The sequence below is a fragment of the Microbispora sp. CA-135349 genome (assembly GCF_050947365.1).
Lineage (GTDB): Bacteria > Actinomycetota > Actinomycetes > Streptosporangiales > Streptosporangiaceae > Microbispora.
Map to the genome: position 1 here is coordinate 7,820,132 of NZ_CP192001.1, position 15,459 is coordinate 7,835,590.

Consider the following 15,459-nt stretch of genomic DNA (forward strand, 5'->3'; position numbering starts at 1 on the left):
CTCACTGTCCGGACTTGTCGAGGAACTCCCGCAGCCACGGCAGGAACTCGGGGGCGAGGTCGTCCCGGTTCGCGGCGAACTGCACCACGGTCTGCAGATACTCCAGCTTGTTGCCGGTGTCGTAACGACGGCCGCGGAACAGCACGCCGTGCACCGGACCACCCTCGTCCGAGCTCGTCGAGGCCAGCGTACGCAGGGCGTCGGTGAGCTGGATCTCGCCGCCGCGCCCGGGCGGGGTGCGCTCCAGCACGTCGAACACGGCGGGGTCGATCACGTAGCGGCCGATGATGGCCCAGTTGGAGGGCGCCTCGTCGGCCGGGGGCTTCTCCACGAGGTCGGTGACGCGGACGACGTCGTCCTCGTCGGTCGGCTCGATGGCGGCGGCGCCGTACAGGGAGACGTGCTCGCGCGGCACCTCCATCAGCGCGACGACGCTGCCGCCGTAGGTCGCGCGCACCTCGATCATGCGCTTGAGCAGCGGGTCGCGCGGGTCGATGAGGTCGTCGCCGAGCAGGCAGGCGAACGGCTCGTGGCCGACGTGCTGCTTGGCGCACAGGACGGCGTGGCCGAGGCCCTTGGGCTCACCCTGCCGCACGTAGTGCATGGTGGCGAGGTCGACGGGCTCCTTCACCTGGTTGAGCCGCTCCTCGTCGCCCTTGGCGCGAAGAGCGTCCTCCAACTCGTACGCTACGTCGAAGTGGTCCTCGATCGAGCGCTTGTTGCGGCCGGTCACCATGAGGACGTCGAGCAGCCCGGCGGAGACGGCCTCCTCCACGACGTACTGGATGGCCGGCTTGTCGACGATGGGCAGCATCTCCTTGGGGGTCGCCTTCGTCGCGGGAAGGAAGCGGGTGCCGAGACCCGCGGCGGGCACGACGGCTTTGGTCACGGGAGCGAAGTCAGCCATGAGTAGACACTAACGGAGCGGTCTTTGGACAAGATGAACCTGCGTCGGCGTATCCTCTGCGGCCGGTCGGAACTCGATCCCGGGACGCTGCGCGAGTCGTCGGCGGCGATCAGGGAGTTACTCCTCGACCAGCCGTGGGTGCAGATGGCGGGGCTGGTGGCCTGCTACTGGTCGACCGGCACCGAGCCGTCCACCCAGGGACTGATCCTGGCCCTGTGGAAGCACGGCGCCACGGTGATCCTGCCGGTGCAGCGCCCGGACGGCGACCTCGACTGGGCGGTGTACGACGGCCCGGACTCGCTGGCGCCCGGCCCGAACGGGATCATGGAGCCGGTGGACGTCCGGCGCGGCGTCGACGCGATCCGCACCGCCGCGCTGGTCATCGCGCCGGCCCTGGCCGTGGACCGGGTCACCGGCGTACGGCTCGGCCGCGGCGGCGGGTTCTACGACCGGGCGCTGGCCCGCGTCGGGCCGAACGTGCCGACCGTTGCCCTCCTGCACGAGGGCGAGCTGGTGGAGGGGGTGCCCACGGAGCCCCACGACCAGCGGGTGCGCTTCGCCGCCCTCCCGAGCGGAATCACCCGTTTGATACAGATATGACAAGATTGTCGTAAGGGACGGCGAAGGGAGCGGTGGGTCTGAACGTCTGGCTGCTCCTGTCCGCCGCCGTCGTCATCGCGTGCGTCGCGTCCGTACGGATCGCGCACCGCACCGGCCTTCCCACCCTGCTCATCTACCTCGGCCTCGGCCTGCTCCTCGGCGAGAGCGGCATCCACTTCGACAACGCCCAGAACGCCCAGCACCTCGGGCTCGTCGCACTCGCCGTGATCCTGGCCGAAGGCGGCCTGACCACCAACTGGAGCCACGTACGCAACGCCGTGCCGGCCGCGCTGGTGCTGGCCACGGTCGGCGTCGCGGTCAGCGTGATCGTGCTCGCACTGGCCGTCTGGCTGCTGCTCGGCATGGACTGGCGGACGGCGCTGCTGCTGGGCGCCATCCTGGCCTCGACCGATGCGGCGGCCGTCTTCTCCGTGCTGCGGCGGCTGCCGCTGCCGCCCCGGCTCGCGGGCGTCCTGGAAGCCGAGTCGGGCTTCAACGACGCTCCCACCGTCATCCTCGTGATGGCGCTCAGCGCGGCTCCCACGCTGACGCTCTCGCTGTCGACCACCCTGCTGGAGACCGTGCTCGAACTGGCCGTCGGCGCGACCATCGGCCTCGCCGTCGGGCCCGCGGGGGTCTACGCGTTGCGCCGGGTCGCGCTGCCGGCCTCCGGCCTGTACCCGATCGCGGTCATGGCGCTGGCGCTGGCCACCTACAGCGGGGCCACGCTGGTGCACGGCAGCGGGTTCCTCGCCGTGTACATCGCCACGGTGATCCTCGGCAACGCCCGCCTCCCCCACCGCGCCGCGACGCGCGGCTTCGCGGAGGGCGCCGCCTGGCTCGCCCAGATCGGGCTGTTCGTCATGCTCGGCCTGCTGGCCGACCCCGGCGAGCTGCCCGCCGTGTTCGTCCCCGCCCTGGTCTCCGGGGTGCTGCTCGTCCTGGTCGCCCGGCCCGCGTCGGTCGTGGTGTCCGCCCTGCTGACGCGGGTGCTGCGGATCGGCGCGATCTCCTGGCGGGAGCAGGTGTTCCTGTCGTGGGCAGGGCTGCGCGGCGCGGTGCCGATCGTGCTCGCCACGATCCCCTGGGCGGCCGGGGTGCCGGGGGCGAAGAACCTGTTCGACGACGTGTTCGTCATCGTCATCGTGTTCACGTTCCTCCAAGGGCCGCTGCTGCCGCACCTCGCCCGCAGGCTCCGCCTGTCCGCCGAGGGCGAGGCCCGTGACCTCGACGTGGAGGCCGCGCCCCTGGAGGAACTGAACGCCGACCTGCTGCAGGTCCGCATCCCGTCGGGTTCGCTCATGCACGGCGTGGAGATCTTCGAGCTCCGGCTGCCCGCGAACACCATGGTCACGCTCGTCGTGCGGAAGGGGCAGTCGTTCGTACCCACGAATACGACCCGGCTGCTGGCCGGGGACCAGCTTCTCGTGGTCACCACGGGAGCCCAGCGGGAGACGGTCGAACGCCGCCTGCGCGCCGTGAGCCGCCGCGGCAAGCTCGCCGGCTGGTACGGCGAGCGCGGCGGCTGACCATCGTCGCCCGGTTCGCGCGGGTCTGATCGCGGGATCGCCCGGGTCCGATCGCGGAGATCGCGCGGGGTCCGCGGACTGGCGGTTTCGCGGGCGGACCGGGGGGTGGCGAACGGGACGCCGTGGGGCAATAAACCGGGCTGGAGTGGCGTTTGGGCTTGTTGACTGCTTACCATTAGCAATCGACCCGGTCGAGTGCCAGTCTCAGGAGGAGCGAGTGCCTACCTACCAGTACGCCTGTACCGCTTGCGGTGAGCAGCTGGAGGCCGTCCAGAAGTTCTCTGACGACCCGCTCACGGAGTGCCCGGCCTGCCAGGGCAAGCTGCGCAAGGTCTTCTCCGCCGTTGGCATCGTGTTCAAGGGCTCCGGCTTCTACCGGACCGACAACCGTTCGTCGGGCTCGTCGACGACCACGTCCAGCACGACGCCGTCGTCCTCGAAGCCGTCCGGCGACTCGGGCAAGAAGGAGACCGCCTCCACGAGTTCGTCGAGCACCTCCTCGTCGAGCACGTCGTCCTCCGGCTCCACCGCCGCCGCCTGAGGTTATCCACAGGGGCCGACGAGTCGCGGCGGGTGTGCGGCGCCGTTCGCTAGGGTCGGCCCATGGTCAATCGCGCAGACATCGGGGTCATCGGCGGTTCGGGGTTCTACTCTCTGCTGGAGGACGCCGAAGAGATCGACGTGACGACGCCGTACGGCCCGCCCAGTGACTCGATCACCGTGGGCCGCATCGGCGAGCGGACCGTCGCGTTCGTCCCCCGGCACGGCCGCGGCCACACCTTCCCTCCCCACCGCATCCCCTATAGGGCGAACATGTGGGCCCTGCGGTCCCTCGGCGTCCGCCAGGTGCTCGCGCCCAGCGCGGTCGGGTCCCTCCGCCCGGAGATCGGCCCGGGCGCCCTCGTGATCCCCGACCAGCTCGTGGACCGCACACAGGGGCGCGAGCAGACCTACTACGACACGGGCGGCGCCGTTCACGTGTCGTTCTCCGACCCCTACTGTCCCTCCGGACGCGCGGCCGCCGTGACCACGGCACGCGAGACGGGCTGGGACACGGTCGACGGCGGCACCCTGGTCGTGGTCGAGGGGCCCCGCTTCTCCACGCGGGCCGAGTCGAAGTGGTTCGCGAACGCGGGCTGGTCGATCATCGGCATGACCGGGCACCCCGAGGCCGTGCTCGCCCGCGAGCTCGCCCTCTGTTACACGACGCTCGCCCTCGTGACCGACCACGACGCCGGTGTGGAGGCCGGTGAGGGGGTCACCCACGAGGAGGTCCTGGCCTTCTTCGCGGCCAACGTCGAGCGGATGCGCACTCTGGTCGCGCAGGTCGTCGAGGCCCTTCCGGAGGAGCGTCCCTGCCCCTGCGGCAACGCCCTCGACGGCATCAAGTTGCCGATCGAGCTCCCCTGACACCGACGCGTGCCCGGCGAGGGGCGCGATTCGCACCGAGGTGGTCATGCGTGCCCTGAAACGGCTGTCGGCGCGTCGTCGCCGTCCGATCGCCGCCGTGCTCGCCGGTCTCGCGGTGGCCTGCGTGCTGCTGGCCGTCCGTGCCCCCGGCGGGGTGGAGGTCCTCGCCGCCGCCCGCGACCTTCCCGGGGGCCGGTTGGCCGCCTCCGACGTCGTGGTCGTACGGCTCCCGCCCGACGCCGTACCCGCCGGGGTGTACGCCCCCGGCACCCAGGTCGCGGGCCGCGTGCTCACGGGTCCGCTGCGTCGCGGCGAGCCCCTCACCGACGCGCGACTGCTCGGCCCGGGCCTGTTCCGCCAGGCTCTTGAGGGGCAGGGACCCGGCGGGCAGGTGGCGAGTCCTCGGGCAACGGGAGACCAGGCGACGGAGACGGGGACGGGGATGGGGACGGGGACGGGGATGGGGACGGTCGCGACGCCGGTCCGGATCGCCGACCCCGACGCCGCCCGCCTGCTGTCCCCGGGGGACGTCATCGACGTCATGGCGGCCTTCGCCGAGGGCCCTTTCCAGGCCCGGACCGTCGCCGAGGAGGTGCGGGTGATCGCCCGGCCACCGAGCCGTACGGACGGCGGCGCGCTGCTCGTGCTCGCCACGACTCCCGGGCAGGCCGCCCAGCTCGCCCAGGCCCAGGCACAGGGCAGGCTCTCCGTGACCATCCACCCTCACTGACGAGCCACACCCGCAAACCATGGGCGGGTGAGGCGGGCAGTGGTCAGTCGGTGCCGGAGCCGACCCGACCGGAGGGACGAGGGGGTGGTCAGGCGGTACCCGTACCAAGCCATCCGCAGAGGCGAGGGAACGGTGGTCAGTCGGTGCCCGTGCCGGCCTGCCGCCAGGCCCGCTGGTCACGCGTGACCCGCTGGAGCATCTCCTTGAACCCGGCGTAGCGCTCGGCACCGAGAATCCGTTCGTGCCGCTCCTCGATGGCGGCGAGGATGGCGCGCGCTTTGGTGATCTCGTCGATGCCGCGCTCGGTGGGGACGACGAGCTTGGCCCGGCGATCGGCGGGATCGGGTTCGCGGGTGACATAGCCGAGCTTGACGAGTTCGTCGAGGATCGTGCCGACGATCTGCTTGTGCTGGCCGGACCGCGCCGCGAGGTCCGTCGCGCGCACACCCTTTCCATCGAGGAACGCCAGAACCGTCCCGTGCCGCGGGCGCACGTCGGGATGCCCCTGCTCGGCGAGAGTCTCGAACAGCTCGTCCTGAAGAGCACGCATCAACTGGCCGGCCAGCACGCCGATGTCAGGGACCCTCACAGTCCACCGTCTTTCCGCAATTTAGTCACGATCATTGACTGTCAACGAGCTTGATTATACGCTGGCACCAGAACACGCACCACACCACCCCAGGAGATCAAATGCTGTTCATCAATTTGCCGGTCAAGGACCTCGCGACCTCCCGGCGGTTCTTCACCGCGCTCGGATTCGCCTTCAACGACCAGTTCGCCGACGAGAAGATGGAGGCGATGATCATCGGTCCGGACACCTTCGCAATGTTGCTGACCGAGGAATACTTCGCGACCTACACCGACAAGAAGATCGCCGACACCGGCGAGGTGACGGAGGCCATCTTCGCCTTAGGCGTGGAGAGCCGGCAGCGCGTCGACGAGCTCGCCGAGGCCGCCGCGGCCAACGGCGGCGCTCTGTCCGGCGAGACGAAGGACCTCGGCTTCGCCTACACCCGGGCGTTCACCGACCCCGACGGCCACCTCTGGGAGGCCACGCACATGGACTTCACCGCGGCCCAGTGAGGAGAGCCACGACGATGACCACCAGCGAGGTCGACACCTACGTCGAGACCAAGCTCGACCCGAAGTACCGCGAGATCGTCGCGGCCCTGCGCGCCCTCGTGGCCGAACAGGCCCCCGGGGCCGTCGAATGCCTCACGTACGGCTCGCCGGCCTGGCGGGGCAACAAGATCCTCGCCGTCATCAGCCAGAGCAAAACTCATCTCACCTTCGCCTTCGAGCGGGGCGCGGAGATGTCCGACCCGCACGGCCTCCTCGAAGGAGTCGGCAAGAAGACCCGCCACGTCAAGATCAAGACGCTGGACGGGATGAACGAGGCCGCACTACGCGACTACATCGACCAGGCCGTCCGTCTCGACGCCGGCTGACTCCGTCAGAACGACGCGTCGCATGCGGGACCCTGCGATGTGTCCCTCGCTCAGGGACAGTCGCGAGCCACTCCTGGACGGGCCCCCACCGGCTCCATGGGCAGGCCCGTCACAGGAGTGAGCCGAGCTTGGGGTCGTACTCCCAGTGCCAGGGCTCGAAGGGGCTGTGATAGGCCCAGTCCGGGTGCATCCAGCCGTACCGCTTGCTGTTGGCCTCAAGCCAGTTGAACTGGACGGAGCGGAAGTTCTGCACACCACCGCACAGGTCGACGGCGAGTCCCAGCCCGTGGTTGCTCTTGCCGGGAGTGGCCGCGAAGCCGGGCCGCCGGTAGTAGATGGACTGCTGCTCGCTGAGGTTGCGGTAGCTGTCGGAGATGCACATCGAGGTGCCGAACCGCTTCTTGTAGGCGATGTTGAGATCGGCGAAGGCGATGGCCGCGTCCGCCCGCAGTGTCTCTCCGGCCTGCGGCAGGGGGCACAGGATGTTCTTGGGCAGCAGGCCGTTCGGGTACTCCTCCGCCTGGGTGATCCTGGTGGGGTCGCAGCCCCCCGCCCCCTGCGTCCCTTCGCCGATCTTCACGCCGAGCTTGATCAGCGCCCTGGTCAGCGACCGGACCAGCGTGGATGAGCGCTTGCGCAAAGCGGTGACCTGGGCGCTCAGCTGCGCCTCCTGCAGGAGGCTCGCCGCGCGGAGCTCCTGAGCCTCCTGGGCGAGCTGCTGCTGCCGCTCCAGCAGCTTGATCGCACCGCCGAGCACGTTGTTACGTCCGGCGACCAGGTGGTCGAGGTCGGCGATCCTCCGGAGGGTGCTCGTGCCGCCTCCCGCCCTGAAGAACGGGCTGAGCCCGTCGAGCGAAGGGTCCTGGTATGTGGATGAGACGAGGTCGGACAGCGGTTTGCGCAGTTCGTTGAGCTCCGCCGTGGCCTTCTGGAGACCTTCGAGCTTGGTCGCCAGCTCCTTTTCCACGGCGCCGAACTTCTTCTGGCGCGCCACCAGCGCTCTGTTCGCGTCCTCGATGGACTTGTAGGCCTTCTGGGCCTCCCGCCGCAGCTCCGTCAGCGTGGCAGGCTCCTTGCCGAGCTCGCCGGTCCGGGCGCTTCCCCCTGCGGCTTCCGTGCGAGCCTCCGCGGTCGTGACGTCGGCCGAGGCCGCCGCGGCCGTGCCGTACGGCGCGGAAACGGCCAGCGAAGTCATTGCCGTGACGACCGCGATCAGCGTGGCTGATCGAGGAGATGGCACGATCGACTCCCCCGTTTTGCGAACTCGTGACCTGGGTCAGGGAGGCACGTTACTACAGCGTCCTGTGTGCCCGAGCCCCGGTTCGCGCAAGCGCTATCGACCGGTCACGTCGCATTTGCGCGTTTCCAGCTCAATCACTCGCCGTCGGACCGACTCTCACGTTCGCGGCAGAGCTCCCACAGCCACGTGTCCCGCCACTCCGGCGCACACGTGAAGGTCGTCTCCTCGTGAGGTTCCGGCTTTTCGTCCGCCGGCCGCCGCACCTCCTTCGGGGCGTCCCCGGGGACGACATTCCGGACGGATCGGACGATTGGAAGAACCCGTACGAGCCCCTCGTAGAGACGCGCTGGACCGGACGGCTCGGGCACCGGCGTCGGATTCAGCAGGGGCTCCCTCACCGCTCCCGCCATCGGGACCACGGCGATTCGCACGGCCTGCCGGCCATTCGCAGCCACACCCGGGGTGCTCCCCGCCGGCGGCACGGCCGGCCGCGTGCCGGACGTCCCGGCGGCGGCCCCGCCGTCCCCGGTCCCGCCGACGGGTCCGGGGGGCACTGCGGCGCGTCCGCCGCCCGATTCCGCGCGTACGGCCGCGCCTCGGGAGAGAACACCCCGCGCCCGATCCCCGTAGCCGATGAAATCGGCCATGAGCATGCCCGAGGCCAGGATCACCGGTGCGATCAGCGCGGCGACGAGCACCACCGATCGCAGCCCCCGTGCGGAGCCACGTCGCGTTACGGTCACGGTCAGCGACGGTAACCAGCCTCGCCACCACGAGGTACGGCGACTTGCCCTGCCTTTACCGCAGGTCAGCCCGCCGGTGACCGGCGAGCCCGAAACGACACCCCCAGTGGAGGCGCGAGCGGGGCCAACCTTTCGCTAGGCTTACTGGTGCACATCACGCCTCCGTAGCTCAGGGGATAGAGCACCGCTCTCCTAAAGCGGGTGCCGCAGGTTCGAATCCTGCCGGGGGCACTTACCGCCACTAAAGGTGGACATGCCACCTCTCCTCGCCCTGCAATACATCGATCAGGCTCGATCGTCGGCCGTCTACCTCTGATCTTCCGGTTGATCTCCAGTGGCTGCGTCCTCCATATCGACACAGCATGCTCGTTAGCATGCTCGTTAGCATGCCGGTTAGCATGTGCCGTCCGTACCGGCTGGCGGGGAGAGAACGATGCAGGACGAGGAGCTAGCCGAGATCATCGGGAACCTTCGATCGCTGGGCGGAGACGTCTCCGATGTGGAGGTGAAAAAATCCCAGCGCGAGTTGCCGAAGACCGTCCGGGAGACCCTCTCGGCCTTCGCCAACACCGGCGGTGGGGTGCTCATCCTCGGTCTGGACGAGACCAGGGGGTTCGCGGCGACCGGCGTGCACGATGCCCTGAAGCTCTCCAACGATCTGGCCTCGCTCTGCTCCACCGACATGGAGCCCGCCTTGCGACCACTGATCCATGTCCATGATTTCGAAGGCGCGAAGCTCGTCGTCGCGGAGATTCCTGAACTCGAGCCGGCCCAGCGGCCGTGCTTCTACCGAGGCGCCGGGATGACCAAGGGCAGTTTCGTCCGCGTCGGTGACGGTGACCGGCGTCTGTCGAGTTACGAAGTCCAGATCATGCTGTCTTCACGAGGTCAGCCTCGCGAGGACGAGCAGAGCGTCCCGGGGACCGGCCTTGATCTCCTCGATCCGGTCATGCTGGAGGCGTTCGTCGCGCGGGTCCGCACCAGTAGGCCGTACGCCTTCAAAGATCTTGACCACGATGCGCTGCTCAGACGGGCCAGGATACTGGTGCCCGGGGATGACGGCGCGGACAGTCTCTCCCTTGCGGCACTGATCGCGCTCGGTTCCTATCCTCAGGAGCACTTCCCGCAGCTGATGATCAGCTTCGTCCACTATCCGCCGCCCACCGGCGACGCATCGGCGGCGGGGACGCGCTTCCTGGACAATGTCACCATCGAGGGCCCCATCCCTGTCATGGTCCGCGACGCGCTGGCGGCCGTCCGGCGGAACATGTCCAGAAGGGCCGTCATCGGAGGAGCCGGCCGACAGGACGTGTGGGAATACCCCGAAACCGCTATCCGAGAGGCTGTAGCCAACGCGCTCGTACACAGGGACCTCTCCAGCGCTGCCCGTGGCACGCAGATCCAGATCGAGATGTACCCCGACAAGCTGACCGTCCGGAGCCCGGGCGGCCTGTTCGGCCCGGTCACCATCGACAACCTCGCCGACGAGGGGATCTCTTCCACGCGCAACGCGACCTTGATGAGAATCCTCGAAGACGTTCCCATCCCGGGTGAGACACGAACGGTCTGCGAGAACCGGGGTTCCGGAATCCGCACCATGGTCGCCGCGCTCCGAGCAGCCGGGATGAGCCCGCCGCAGTTCGATGACCGGATCTCCTCGTTCACCGTCACCATCCCCAACCACGCGTTGCTGAGCGAGAAGATCGTGAGATGGATCGAGAGCCTCGGAGAGAGGGGACTCACCGACAGCCAGTGCATCGCACTGGCGATGCTTCGGGACGGGGAAATCCTGGACAACCGCTCCTACCGCAGCACAGCCGGTGTGGACTCGCGGGTCGCCACGGCCGAGCTGCAGGATCTCGTGGCGCGCGAGCTCGTGCTTCAGACAGGAACCCGGCGGTGGGCCCGTTATGAACTGTCCCAACGGCTGCGCGGCCGTACCTCTGCTGGGACCTCGGCTTCCACGCGGGCCGACCGGCGTCCGCAGTTGCTGGACACGCTCGGCGACGAGACTCTCTCAAGAGCCGAGCTGGCCCGACGCACCGGGCTCACGGATCAGACGGTACGCCGCTGGCTCTCGATCATGCGGGAGGAAGGCACGGTGGAACTGGTCGGTAGTTCTCCCCGCAGCTCAACCGCCCGGTACCGCCAGACGCGTCAGGGCTCTCTTTTTCCGCCGGCCGATCCTCAGTAGTGAGAGTCGGCACCGGTCCATGGCGTGATCATGCGCTCGATCGGCGTCCGAATCGTTCACTGGCTTCCACAATTCGCACCTCCACGACAAGGCGACTGCGGGAAGCCGCAGATGGCAGCGCTGAAGATCCGCGGCGTGCCTGGCCGGGGGCACTTTTTGATCAGCCAACACGGCCCCTCATCTGGGGCCTTTAGCGTGACCCCTCTCAGCGATCATGTGTAGCCGGGTGTCGTCGTGGGCGGACGTGCGTCAGCGGTTACGGGCTATGTGCGGGATGAACCTGAGAGTGCTCCCGCGGGCACACGTAGAGCACAGGCAGATGCCGCCGAAGAGATTAAGAGAGCCGCTCTCGTAGATTTGGGCCCAAGCCATCCGACCAGAGGATAGGGCGCAACTCGGAGAAGCGAAGGGCATCTTCAAGGAAGCGGGGAGCAACAGCGGAACCCAAAGCTGCTTCACGCTGCATGAACACGCGACTTTGTCGCGTCCCTTTATGCTACGCGGGAGGATGACAGCGTCGAAGGTCGACAGCTCGTGCGCACTATCGAGGGCGAGATCGTTCCTCCGGACGCCGCGAAAGGACGTCGAAGTGAGTTTCGAGGCGAAGTACGGTGGCAACTGCGCCCGCTGCGATGACCCGATCGAGCCCGGCCAACAGATTGAGACCTACAGCTCGGGGCGGTACGAACGGTACCAGCATGTTGTATGCCCGAGGACGGCCGAGATCACATGCAGTATCTGTGGCGACAAATGGGTCGACTGCGACTGCCCCTGAGGGAGTAATACCCGCCCGATTTGCGGGCCTCCTGCCAAGACATAGGAGTAGGCCGAGCCGGAGTAGGAGCCGCCCGTAGGGTGCGGAACAGCCGGCCGTCCTTGGCGACGCCGTACGCCTTGATGTGCTCGTGGAGGAGATCACGGTCGCGCTCAGAATCAGGATCCCCTGATTGATCGGCCTATGCGAGAGCGTGCTCGCACCCGGTCAGCAGACAACGACATGGCCCTCATCGGTGGTCGAACCGCCAGAAGCGCAGCTTGAACAGGTCTACGCGGAAGATGTCTGACGGGAAGTCCAGGTCCGAAGAGTTCCTCAGCGTCTTCGCGTGCACCTGCATCGACCATTCGACATCAGCGCATCCCAGGTCGAACGACTTCTGATCTTCGCTGTCGAAGTTCTCGCGCGCCTGCACCTTGCCCGAGGGCACGTGCAGCCGGCCGCTCCACGAGCGTCCCCAGGAGGAGTCGGCGACCGGGGGCGGGCCGCTCCACAATTCGAACCGCACGTAGGCGCTGATTTCCCTGTCTGAGCCGCGAAGCAGGAATTCCTCATCGGTCTCGATCCACCAGTGATCCTCCGCAGCTCCTGTCCCGAGCGACGCGGCCAGGGGAGCGCCGCTGTCCCCGTCGACGATGTTGATGTTTCCGTAGAGGTCGTTGAGCTCATATACGAGACTCCCCAGGCATTCGGCCACGCCATACCCATCTCACGCTCGGAGCCTTTCTCACGGCATGCAAGCAGGCGGGTACGACAACCCCAGCAGAGCGTTCAGCGGCCGCCGCAGAAAGCGGAAGGGCCTCGGGAGATAGCCCGAGGCCCTCCGGGAAGGCGCCGGCGCAGTCGCCAGAGCGCGTGTAGGGGAACATACGCGCACCGCTTGCGCTTTCCACACGACCGCGGCGGGCCCGGCCTTACGCCGAGCCCGCCGTTTCACACTCCACCCGGCCCTGATCGCGTTCCGTGTCGACGCTCACCCGCTTCGGCGTACGCCGTCACCGTGAACGCCGGGGACATCCGAGCCGGACCGTGTCACACCGTCAGCGCTGCAGGGTCAGCACGCCCGGCCGGTAGGGCAGGAGACCGTAGTCGCCGCCGGAGCTGGGGCTGCGGCCCTGGTAGAGCAGCTGCAGGTTGCAGGCGTCGACGGTCTTGGTCTGGTCGGGGTTGTTGCGCACCAGGTCGCCGTGGCTGATGTCGTTGGTCCAGGTCGCGCCGCTGTTGGCCTTGCCGGCGAACGGGGCGCTCTCGCTGGTGGCCTGCGGGGTCCACGAACCGCTCAGGCTGGTGGCCGTGTAGGAGCGGAAGTAGCGGCCCTGGGAGCCGATCGACTCGACGAGCATGAGGTACTTGTTCAGGCCCTGGAGCTTGTAGACCTCGACCGCCTCGAACAGGTTGTTGGTCGAGTCGCTCATGATCTGCGTGTAGTTGGAGCCGAAGCTGCTGGGGAAGTTGCCGATGGGCATGCTCTGCCGGTAGATCTTGCCGTTGTCGCCGGCGAAGAACAGGTACATGTTCTGGCCGTCACCGATCAGCGTCTGGTCGATGGGACCGGTGCCGGAGCCGGAGATGCTCGCGGTGGACAGAGTCTGCTGCGCCGACCAGCCGTTCGGGTTGGTGGGGTCGCTGGAGGTCCGGTAGGAGAAGGCGGTCCCGCCCCACTGGTAGGCCAGCACCCAGATGTTCTTCGGCGCGAAGTAGAACAGCGTGGGCGCGACAGCGGAGAAGTTCATCGTGTTCTGGCTGGCCGAGGCCATGTCGGACCAGTTCGTGAAGAGGCCGAAGTTCATCGACCCCCAGCTCGATCCCGTGTTGTGCGTCGTCGCGTAGACGAGGTGCTTGCCGTTGTAGACGACGTTGGTGAAGTCCTTGAGCGAGACCCAGCCCGACTTCGGGTTCGCCAGCGAACCGGTCGACGTCCAGCGGTACGACGACGGGAGATCGCACGTGCCGCCGGTCGGCGTCACCGTCGGGGACGGCGTCGTGCTCGGGCCGCCGCCGCCGCGGATGCTCCACTTCTGGTTGGTCTGGCCGTTGCAGGTGTACAGCTGGATGGCGGTCCCGTTGGCCGTGCCCATTCCGGTCACGTCCAGGCACAGGCCCGACTGCACTCCCTTGATGGAGCCGTCGGCGTTCTGCTGCCACTTCTGGTTGGTCTGGCCGTTGCAGGACCAGATGACGACCTTGGTGCCGTTCGTGGTGCCCATGTTGTAGGCGTCCACGCACCGGGTGCCGTTGAAGGTCCGCAGCTCACCGGCCGAGGTGAACTCGAACGCCTGGTTGGCCCCACCACTGCAGTCCCAGATCTGCAGCGCCGTGCCCAGCGCGTCGGTGTTGCCCGCCACGTCGAGGCAGCGGCCCGACCCGGTGCCCACCAGCGGCGCCGCCGCCGCCGACGCGGGCGCCGCCGATACCAGCGCCGCCGCCAGCACCGTCACCAGCGCGGCGGTCAGACGCACCGCCACGGTGATGGGCGAACGCCACCGGCCGGCGAGCGAACGGATGGGGGGTGGTGAATGCATGTCTACTCCTGGGGGGTGGGTACGTGGGTCATACGACAGGAGCTGGTGGGTCCGGCTGAGCCACTCGCTACCCTTCCGAGGTGCTCGATGCAGCGGGCGAACCACTCGTCGCCGCCTGGAGATCCTCGGTGCGGGTGACCGGCGACGCGCCGGCCCTTAGGCTCCGGTGTCCTACGGCCGGTCCCGGGCCCGGGGCGCTCAGGACGCCCCCTCCCGATGCCGGCCACGCCCGGGACGTCTCCACAGTGGCGCGCAGCCGGGAGCCGCTGCCGATCATGGAAACCTCCTTCCCGGGATCGTGACGTGTTAGCGCTAACATTTCGTCCGTAGCGCGAGAAGTCGCGCCCACCGGCCTCGATACCGGTGTTGAAGCCGGAGCAAACTAGGACTCGCCGGGTTGCGTCAAGGGAAAGATCAAGAGCTCGGTAGCGCTTCGCCCTCCGGGAACGCGCCCACCTGGCATTACCGACCCCGTCCTGCACCACGTGCGAGACGGCTCGTGATGAAACTTTCAACCAAGCAGCAGGACCGCCGACCGTACGACGCGCACCCGTCGACGCCGATCACCCGCGCGCTTCATCGATCGTGCGCGCTCACCGGTTCCTCCATCACGGCGAGATGTCCGTCTCGATCGAACTTCAACCCGTGGACGATGGTGGTGGCCCGCTGGGTGAGCCGCCGGACAGGGTGGGCCGGGCCGCGCGGGATGTCCCCCTCGCCGCGTCCGCTCACTCGACGGCTTCCCGCTCTTCGGGCTCGCCGGCGAGTGCGCGTGCGGCCGTGACCTCGTCGCCGTCCCAACCCCAGTGGCCTTCGCTCTGATGCCGGGCCTGTTCGTCGATCCACCGCTGGTGCGCTTCCCAGGCGGCCTGCTTGGTGGTTCCCAGCGCGGCACCGATCTGCGACCACGAAGCTCCGGCCCTGCGGGCCGATCGCACCGTGAGCTGACGGCCGTAGCTCGCCTTCCGTGCGATCACCTCACCCAGCGCGAGAAGTTCCAGTGCCTCCTCCCGGGTCAGAGGCTTCGCGTCCTGGTCGATCGACGGGGATCCGGCCTCGTCCTCCTCCTCCGGTGGGGCGAGGGCCTCACGAGTGCGCAGCGTGTCATAGCGCGCAGCCGCGGTCAGCAGCGTGAACCGACGCTCAAGATCGTCAGGATTGCCCATACGACCGAGTATCACGTCAGGTCAGCCTGACGTCAAGGCGGCCTGACGAGCAGATGGCGTGAAACATTCACCGCCGTCCGGACGGCCGGTCTTCCCCATGCACTCGCGAAGCGCCTGTTCGAAAGGGATTCCACGTGGCGGAGGTGAGAACAGCGGGAGCCTCACCTCGTTGACTCACCCGTCCTCGCCGGGATT

The 15,459-nt window shown here is 68.3% G+C and carries 15 protein-coding genes, 1 tRNA gene and 1 pseudogene; 9 read left to right on the forward strand and 8 right to left on the reverse strand.

Going from position 1 to position 15,459, the window contains the following annotated elements:
- Position 1 precedes the first annotated feature (1 nt).
- Complete coding sequence (gene galU / locus ACQPZZ_RS35985; RefSeq protein ID WP_432926473.1) at positions 2–907, reverse strand: UTP--glucose-1-phosphate uridylyltransferase GalU; 906 nt, start codon at positions 905–907, stop codon at positions 2–4.
- A 33-nt stretch (positions 908–940) separates the two neighbouring features.
- Between galU and ACQPZZ_RS35990 the strand changes: the two genes are divergently transcribed.
- From ACQPZZ_RS35990 to ACQPZZ_RS36000, 3 genes and pseudogenes are all read left to right on the forward strand, one after another.
- Positions 941–1,507, forward strand: a complete 567-nt coding sequence (locus ACQPZZ_RS35990) for a 5-formyltetrahydrofolate cyclo-ligase (RefSeq protein WP_432934660.1) — start codon at positions 941–943, stop codon at positions 1,505–1,507.
- Positions 1,508–1,539: 32 nt separating this feature from the next.
- Positions 1,540–3,036 carry a potassium/proton antiporter gene (locus tag ACQPZZ_RS35995; RefSeq protein ID WP_432926475.1) on the forward strand — a complete coding sequence of 499 codons (1,497 nt, stop codon included), beginning with the start codon at positions 1,540–1,542 and terminating at the stop codon, positions 3,034–3,036.
- A gap of 217 nt (positions 3,037–3,253) precedes the next feature.
- Positions 3,254–3,346 (forward strand): annotated as a pseudogene (locus tag ACQPZZ_RS36000) (FmdB family zinc ribbon protein); the annotation flags it as partial.
- Between the two features lie 62 nt (positions 3,347–3,408).
- Here ACQPZZ_RS36000 and ACQPZZ_RS36005 read toward each other — a convergent pair.
- Positions 3,409–3,564, reverse strand: a complete 156-nt coding sequence (locus tag ACQPZZ_RS36005; RefSeq protein WP_432934707.1) for a hypothetical protein — start codon at positions 3,562–3,564, stop codon at positions 3,409–3,411.
- Positions 3,565–3,639: 75 nt separating this feature from the next.
- Between ACQPZZ_RS36005 and ACQPZZ_RS36010 the strand changes: the two genes are divergently transcribed.
- Positions 3,640–4,446: an S-methyl-5'-thioadenosine phosphorylase gene (locus ACQPZZ_RS36010; RefSeq protein WP_432926477.1), complete on the forward strand. Its 807-nt coding sequence runs from the start codon at positions 3,640–3,642 to the stop codon at positions 4,444–4,446.
- Between the two features lie 46 nt (positions 4,447–4,492).
- Positions 4,493–5,176, forward strand: coding sequence for an SAF domain-containing protein (locus ACQPZZ_RS36015; RefSeq protein ID WP_432926479.1), 684 nt, complete (start codon positions 4,493–4,495; stop codon positions 5,174–5,176).
- A 136-nt stretch (positions 5,177–5,312) separates the two neighbouring features.
- Here the strand turns inward: ACQPZZ_RS36015 and ACQPZZ_RS36020 are convergent, their stop codons facing one another.
- Positions 5,313–5,765 (reverse strand): MarR family winged helix-turn-helix transcriptional regulator, encoded by a 453-nt coding sequence (locus tag ACQPZZ_RS36020; protein WP_432926481.1) that lies wholly within the window; start codon positions 5,763–5,765, stop codon positions 5,313–5,315.
- Between the two features lie 101 nt (positions 5,766–5,866).
- Here ACQPZZ_RS36020 and ACQPZZ_RS36025 point away from each other — a divergent pair, with 101 nt between their 5' ends.
- Entirely contained in the window at positions 5,867–6,259 is a 393-nt protein-coding gene (locus ACQPZZ_RS36025) for a VOC family protein (RefSeq protein ID WP_432926483.1), read from the forward strand.
- 14 nt (positions 6,260–6,273) lie between these two features.
- The gene (locus tag ACQPZZ_RS36030) at positions 6,274–6,624 is read left to right on the forward strand and encodes a DUF1801 domain-containing protein (protein WP_432926485.1); all 351 of its coding nucleotides are present in this window, start codon (positions 6,274–6,276) and stop codon (positions 6,622–6,624) included.
- Positions 6,625–6,733: 109 nt separating this feature from the next.
- Here the strand turns inward: ACQPZZ_RS36030 and ACQPZZ_RS36035 are convergent, their stop codons facing one another.
- Complete coding sequence (locus ACQPZZ_RS36035) at positions 6,734–7,864, reverse strand: D-alanyl-D-alanine carboxypeptidase family protein (RefSeq protein ID WP_432926487.1); 1,131 nt, start codon at positions 7,862–7,864, stop codon at positions 6,734–6,736.
- Positions 7,865–8,765: 901 nt separating this feature from the next.
- On the opposite strand from ACQPZZ_RS36035, the gene ACQPZZ_RS36040 reads away from it, so the two are divergent.
- Positions 8,766–8,838: transfer RNA gene (locus tag ACQPZZ_RS36040), tRNA-Arg, on the forward strand.
- 202 nt (positions 8,839–9,040) lie between these two features.
- Positions 9,041–10,801, forward strand: a complete 1,761-nt coding sequence (locus ACQPZZ_RS36045; protein ID WP_432926489.1) for an ATP-binding protein — start codon at positions 9,041–9,043, stop codon at positions 10,799–10,801.
- 1,004 nt (positions 10,802–11,805) lie between these two features.
- Here ACQPZZ_RS36045 and ACQPZZ_RS36050 read toward each other — a convergent pair.
- From ACQPZZ_RS36050 to ACQPZZ_RS36065, 4 genes are all read right to left on the reverse strand, one after another.
- The gene (locus ACQPZZ_RS36050; RefSeq protein ID WP_432926491.1) at positions 11,806–12,273 is read right to left on the reverse strand and encodes a hypothetical protein; all 468 of its coding nucleotides are present in this window, start codon (positions 12,271–12,273) and stop codon (positions 11,806–11,808) included.
- 343 nt (positions 12,274–12,616) lie between these two features.
- Positions 12,617–14,098 carry a non-reducing end alpha-L-arabinofuranosidase family hydrolase gene (locus ACQPZZ_RS36055; protein ID WP_432926493.1) on the reverse strand — a complete coding sequence of 494 codons (1,482 nt, stop codon included), beginning with the start codon at positions 14,096–14,098 and terminating at the stop codon, positions 12,617–12,619.
- A 576-nt stretch (positions 14,099–14,674) separates the two neighbouring features.
- Positions 14,675–14,830: a hypothetical protein gene (locus ACQPZZ_RS36060; protein WP_432926495.1), complete on the reverse strand. Its 156-nt coding sequence runs from the start codon at positions 14,828–14,830 to the stop codon at positions 14,675–14,677.
- On the reverse strand, positions 14,827–15,264 hold the full coding sequence (locus tag ACQPZZ_RS36065) for a hypothetical protein (RefSeq protein WP_432926497.1): 438 nt from the start codon (positions 15,262–15,264) through the stop codon (positions 14,827–14,829). The genes ACQPZZ_RS36060 and ACQPZZ_RS36065 overlap by 4 nt, the downstream gene beginning before the upstream one ends.
- Positions 15,265–15,459 lie beyond the last annotated feature (195 nt).

What these genes read in the sequence shown, in the direction of transcription:
- galU (WP_432926473.1), bottom strand. Translation starts at nt 907, where the DNA reads ATGGCTGACTTCGCTCCCGTGACCAAAGCCGTCGTGCCCGCCGCGGGT.
- ACQPZZ_RS35990 (WP_432934660.1), top strand. Translation starts at nt 941, where the DNA reads ATGAACCTGCGTCGGCGTATCCTCTGCGGCCGGTCGGAACTCGATCCC.
- ACQPZZ_RS36010 (WP_432926477.1), top strand. Translation starts at nt 3,640, where the DNA reads ATGGTCAATCGCGCAGACATCGGGGTCATCGGCGGTTCGGGGTTCTAC.
- ACQPZZ_RS36015 (WP_432926479.1), top strand. Translation starts at nt 4,493, where the DNA reads ATGCGTGCCCTGAAACGGCTGTCGGCGCGTCGTCGCCGTCCGATCGCC.
- ACQPZZ_RS36025 (WP_432926483.1), top strand. Translation starts at nt 5,867, where the DNA reads ATGCTGTTCATCAATTTGCCGGTCAAGGACCTCGCGACCTCCCGGCGG.
- ACQPZZ_RS36030 (WP_432926485.1), top strand. Translation starts at nt 6,274, where the DNA reads ATGACCACCAGCGAGGTCGACACCTACGTCGAGACCAAGCTCGACCCG.
- ACQPZZ_RS36045 (WP_432926489.1), top strand. Translation starts at nt 9,041, where the DNA reads ATGCAGGACGAGGAGCTAGCCGAGATCATCGGGAACCTTCGATCGCTG.
- ACQPZZ_RS36055 (WP_432926493.1), bottom strand. Translation starts at nt 14,098, where the DNA reads ATGCATTCACCACCCCCCATCCGTTCGCTCGCCGGCCGGTGGCGTTCG.
- ACQPZZ_RS36065 (WP_432926497.1), bottom strand. Translation starts at nt 15,264, where the DNA reads ATGGGCAATCCTGACGATCTTGAGCGTCGGTTCACGCTGCTGACCGCG.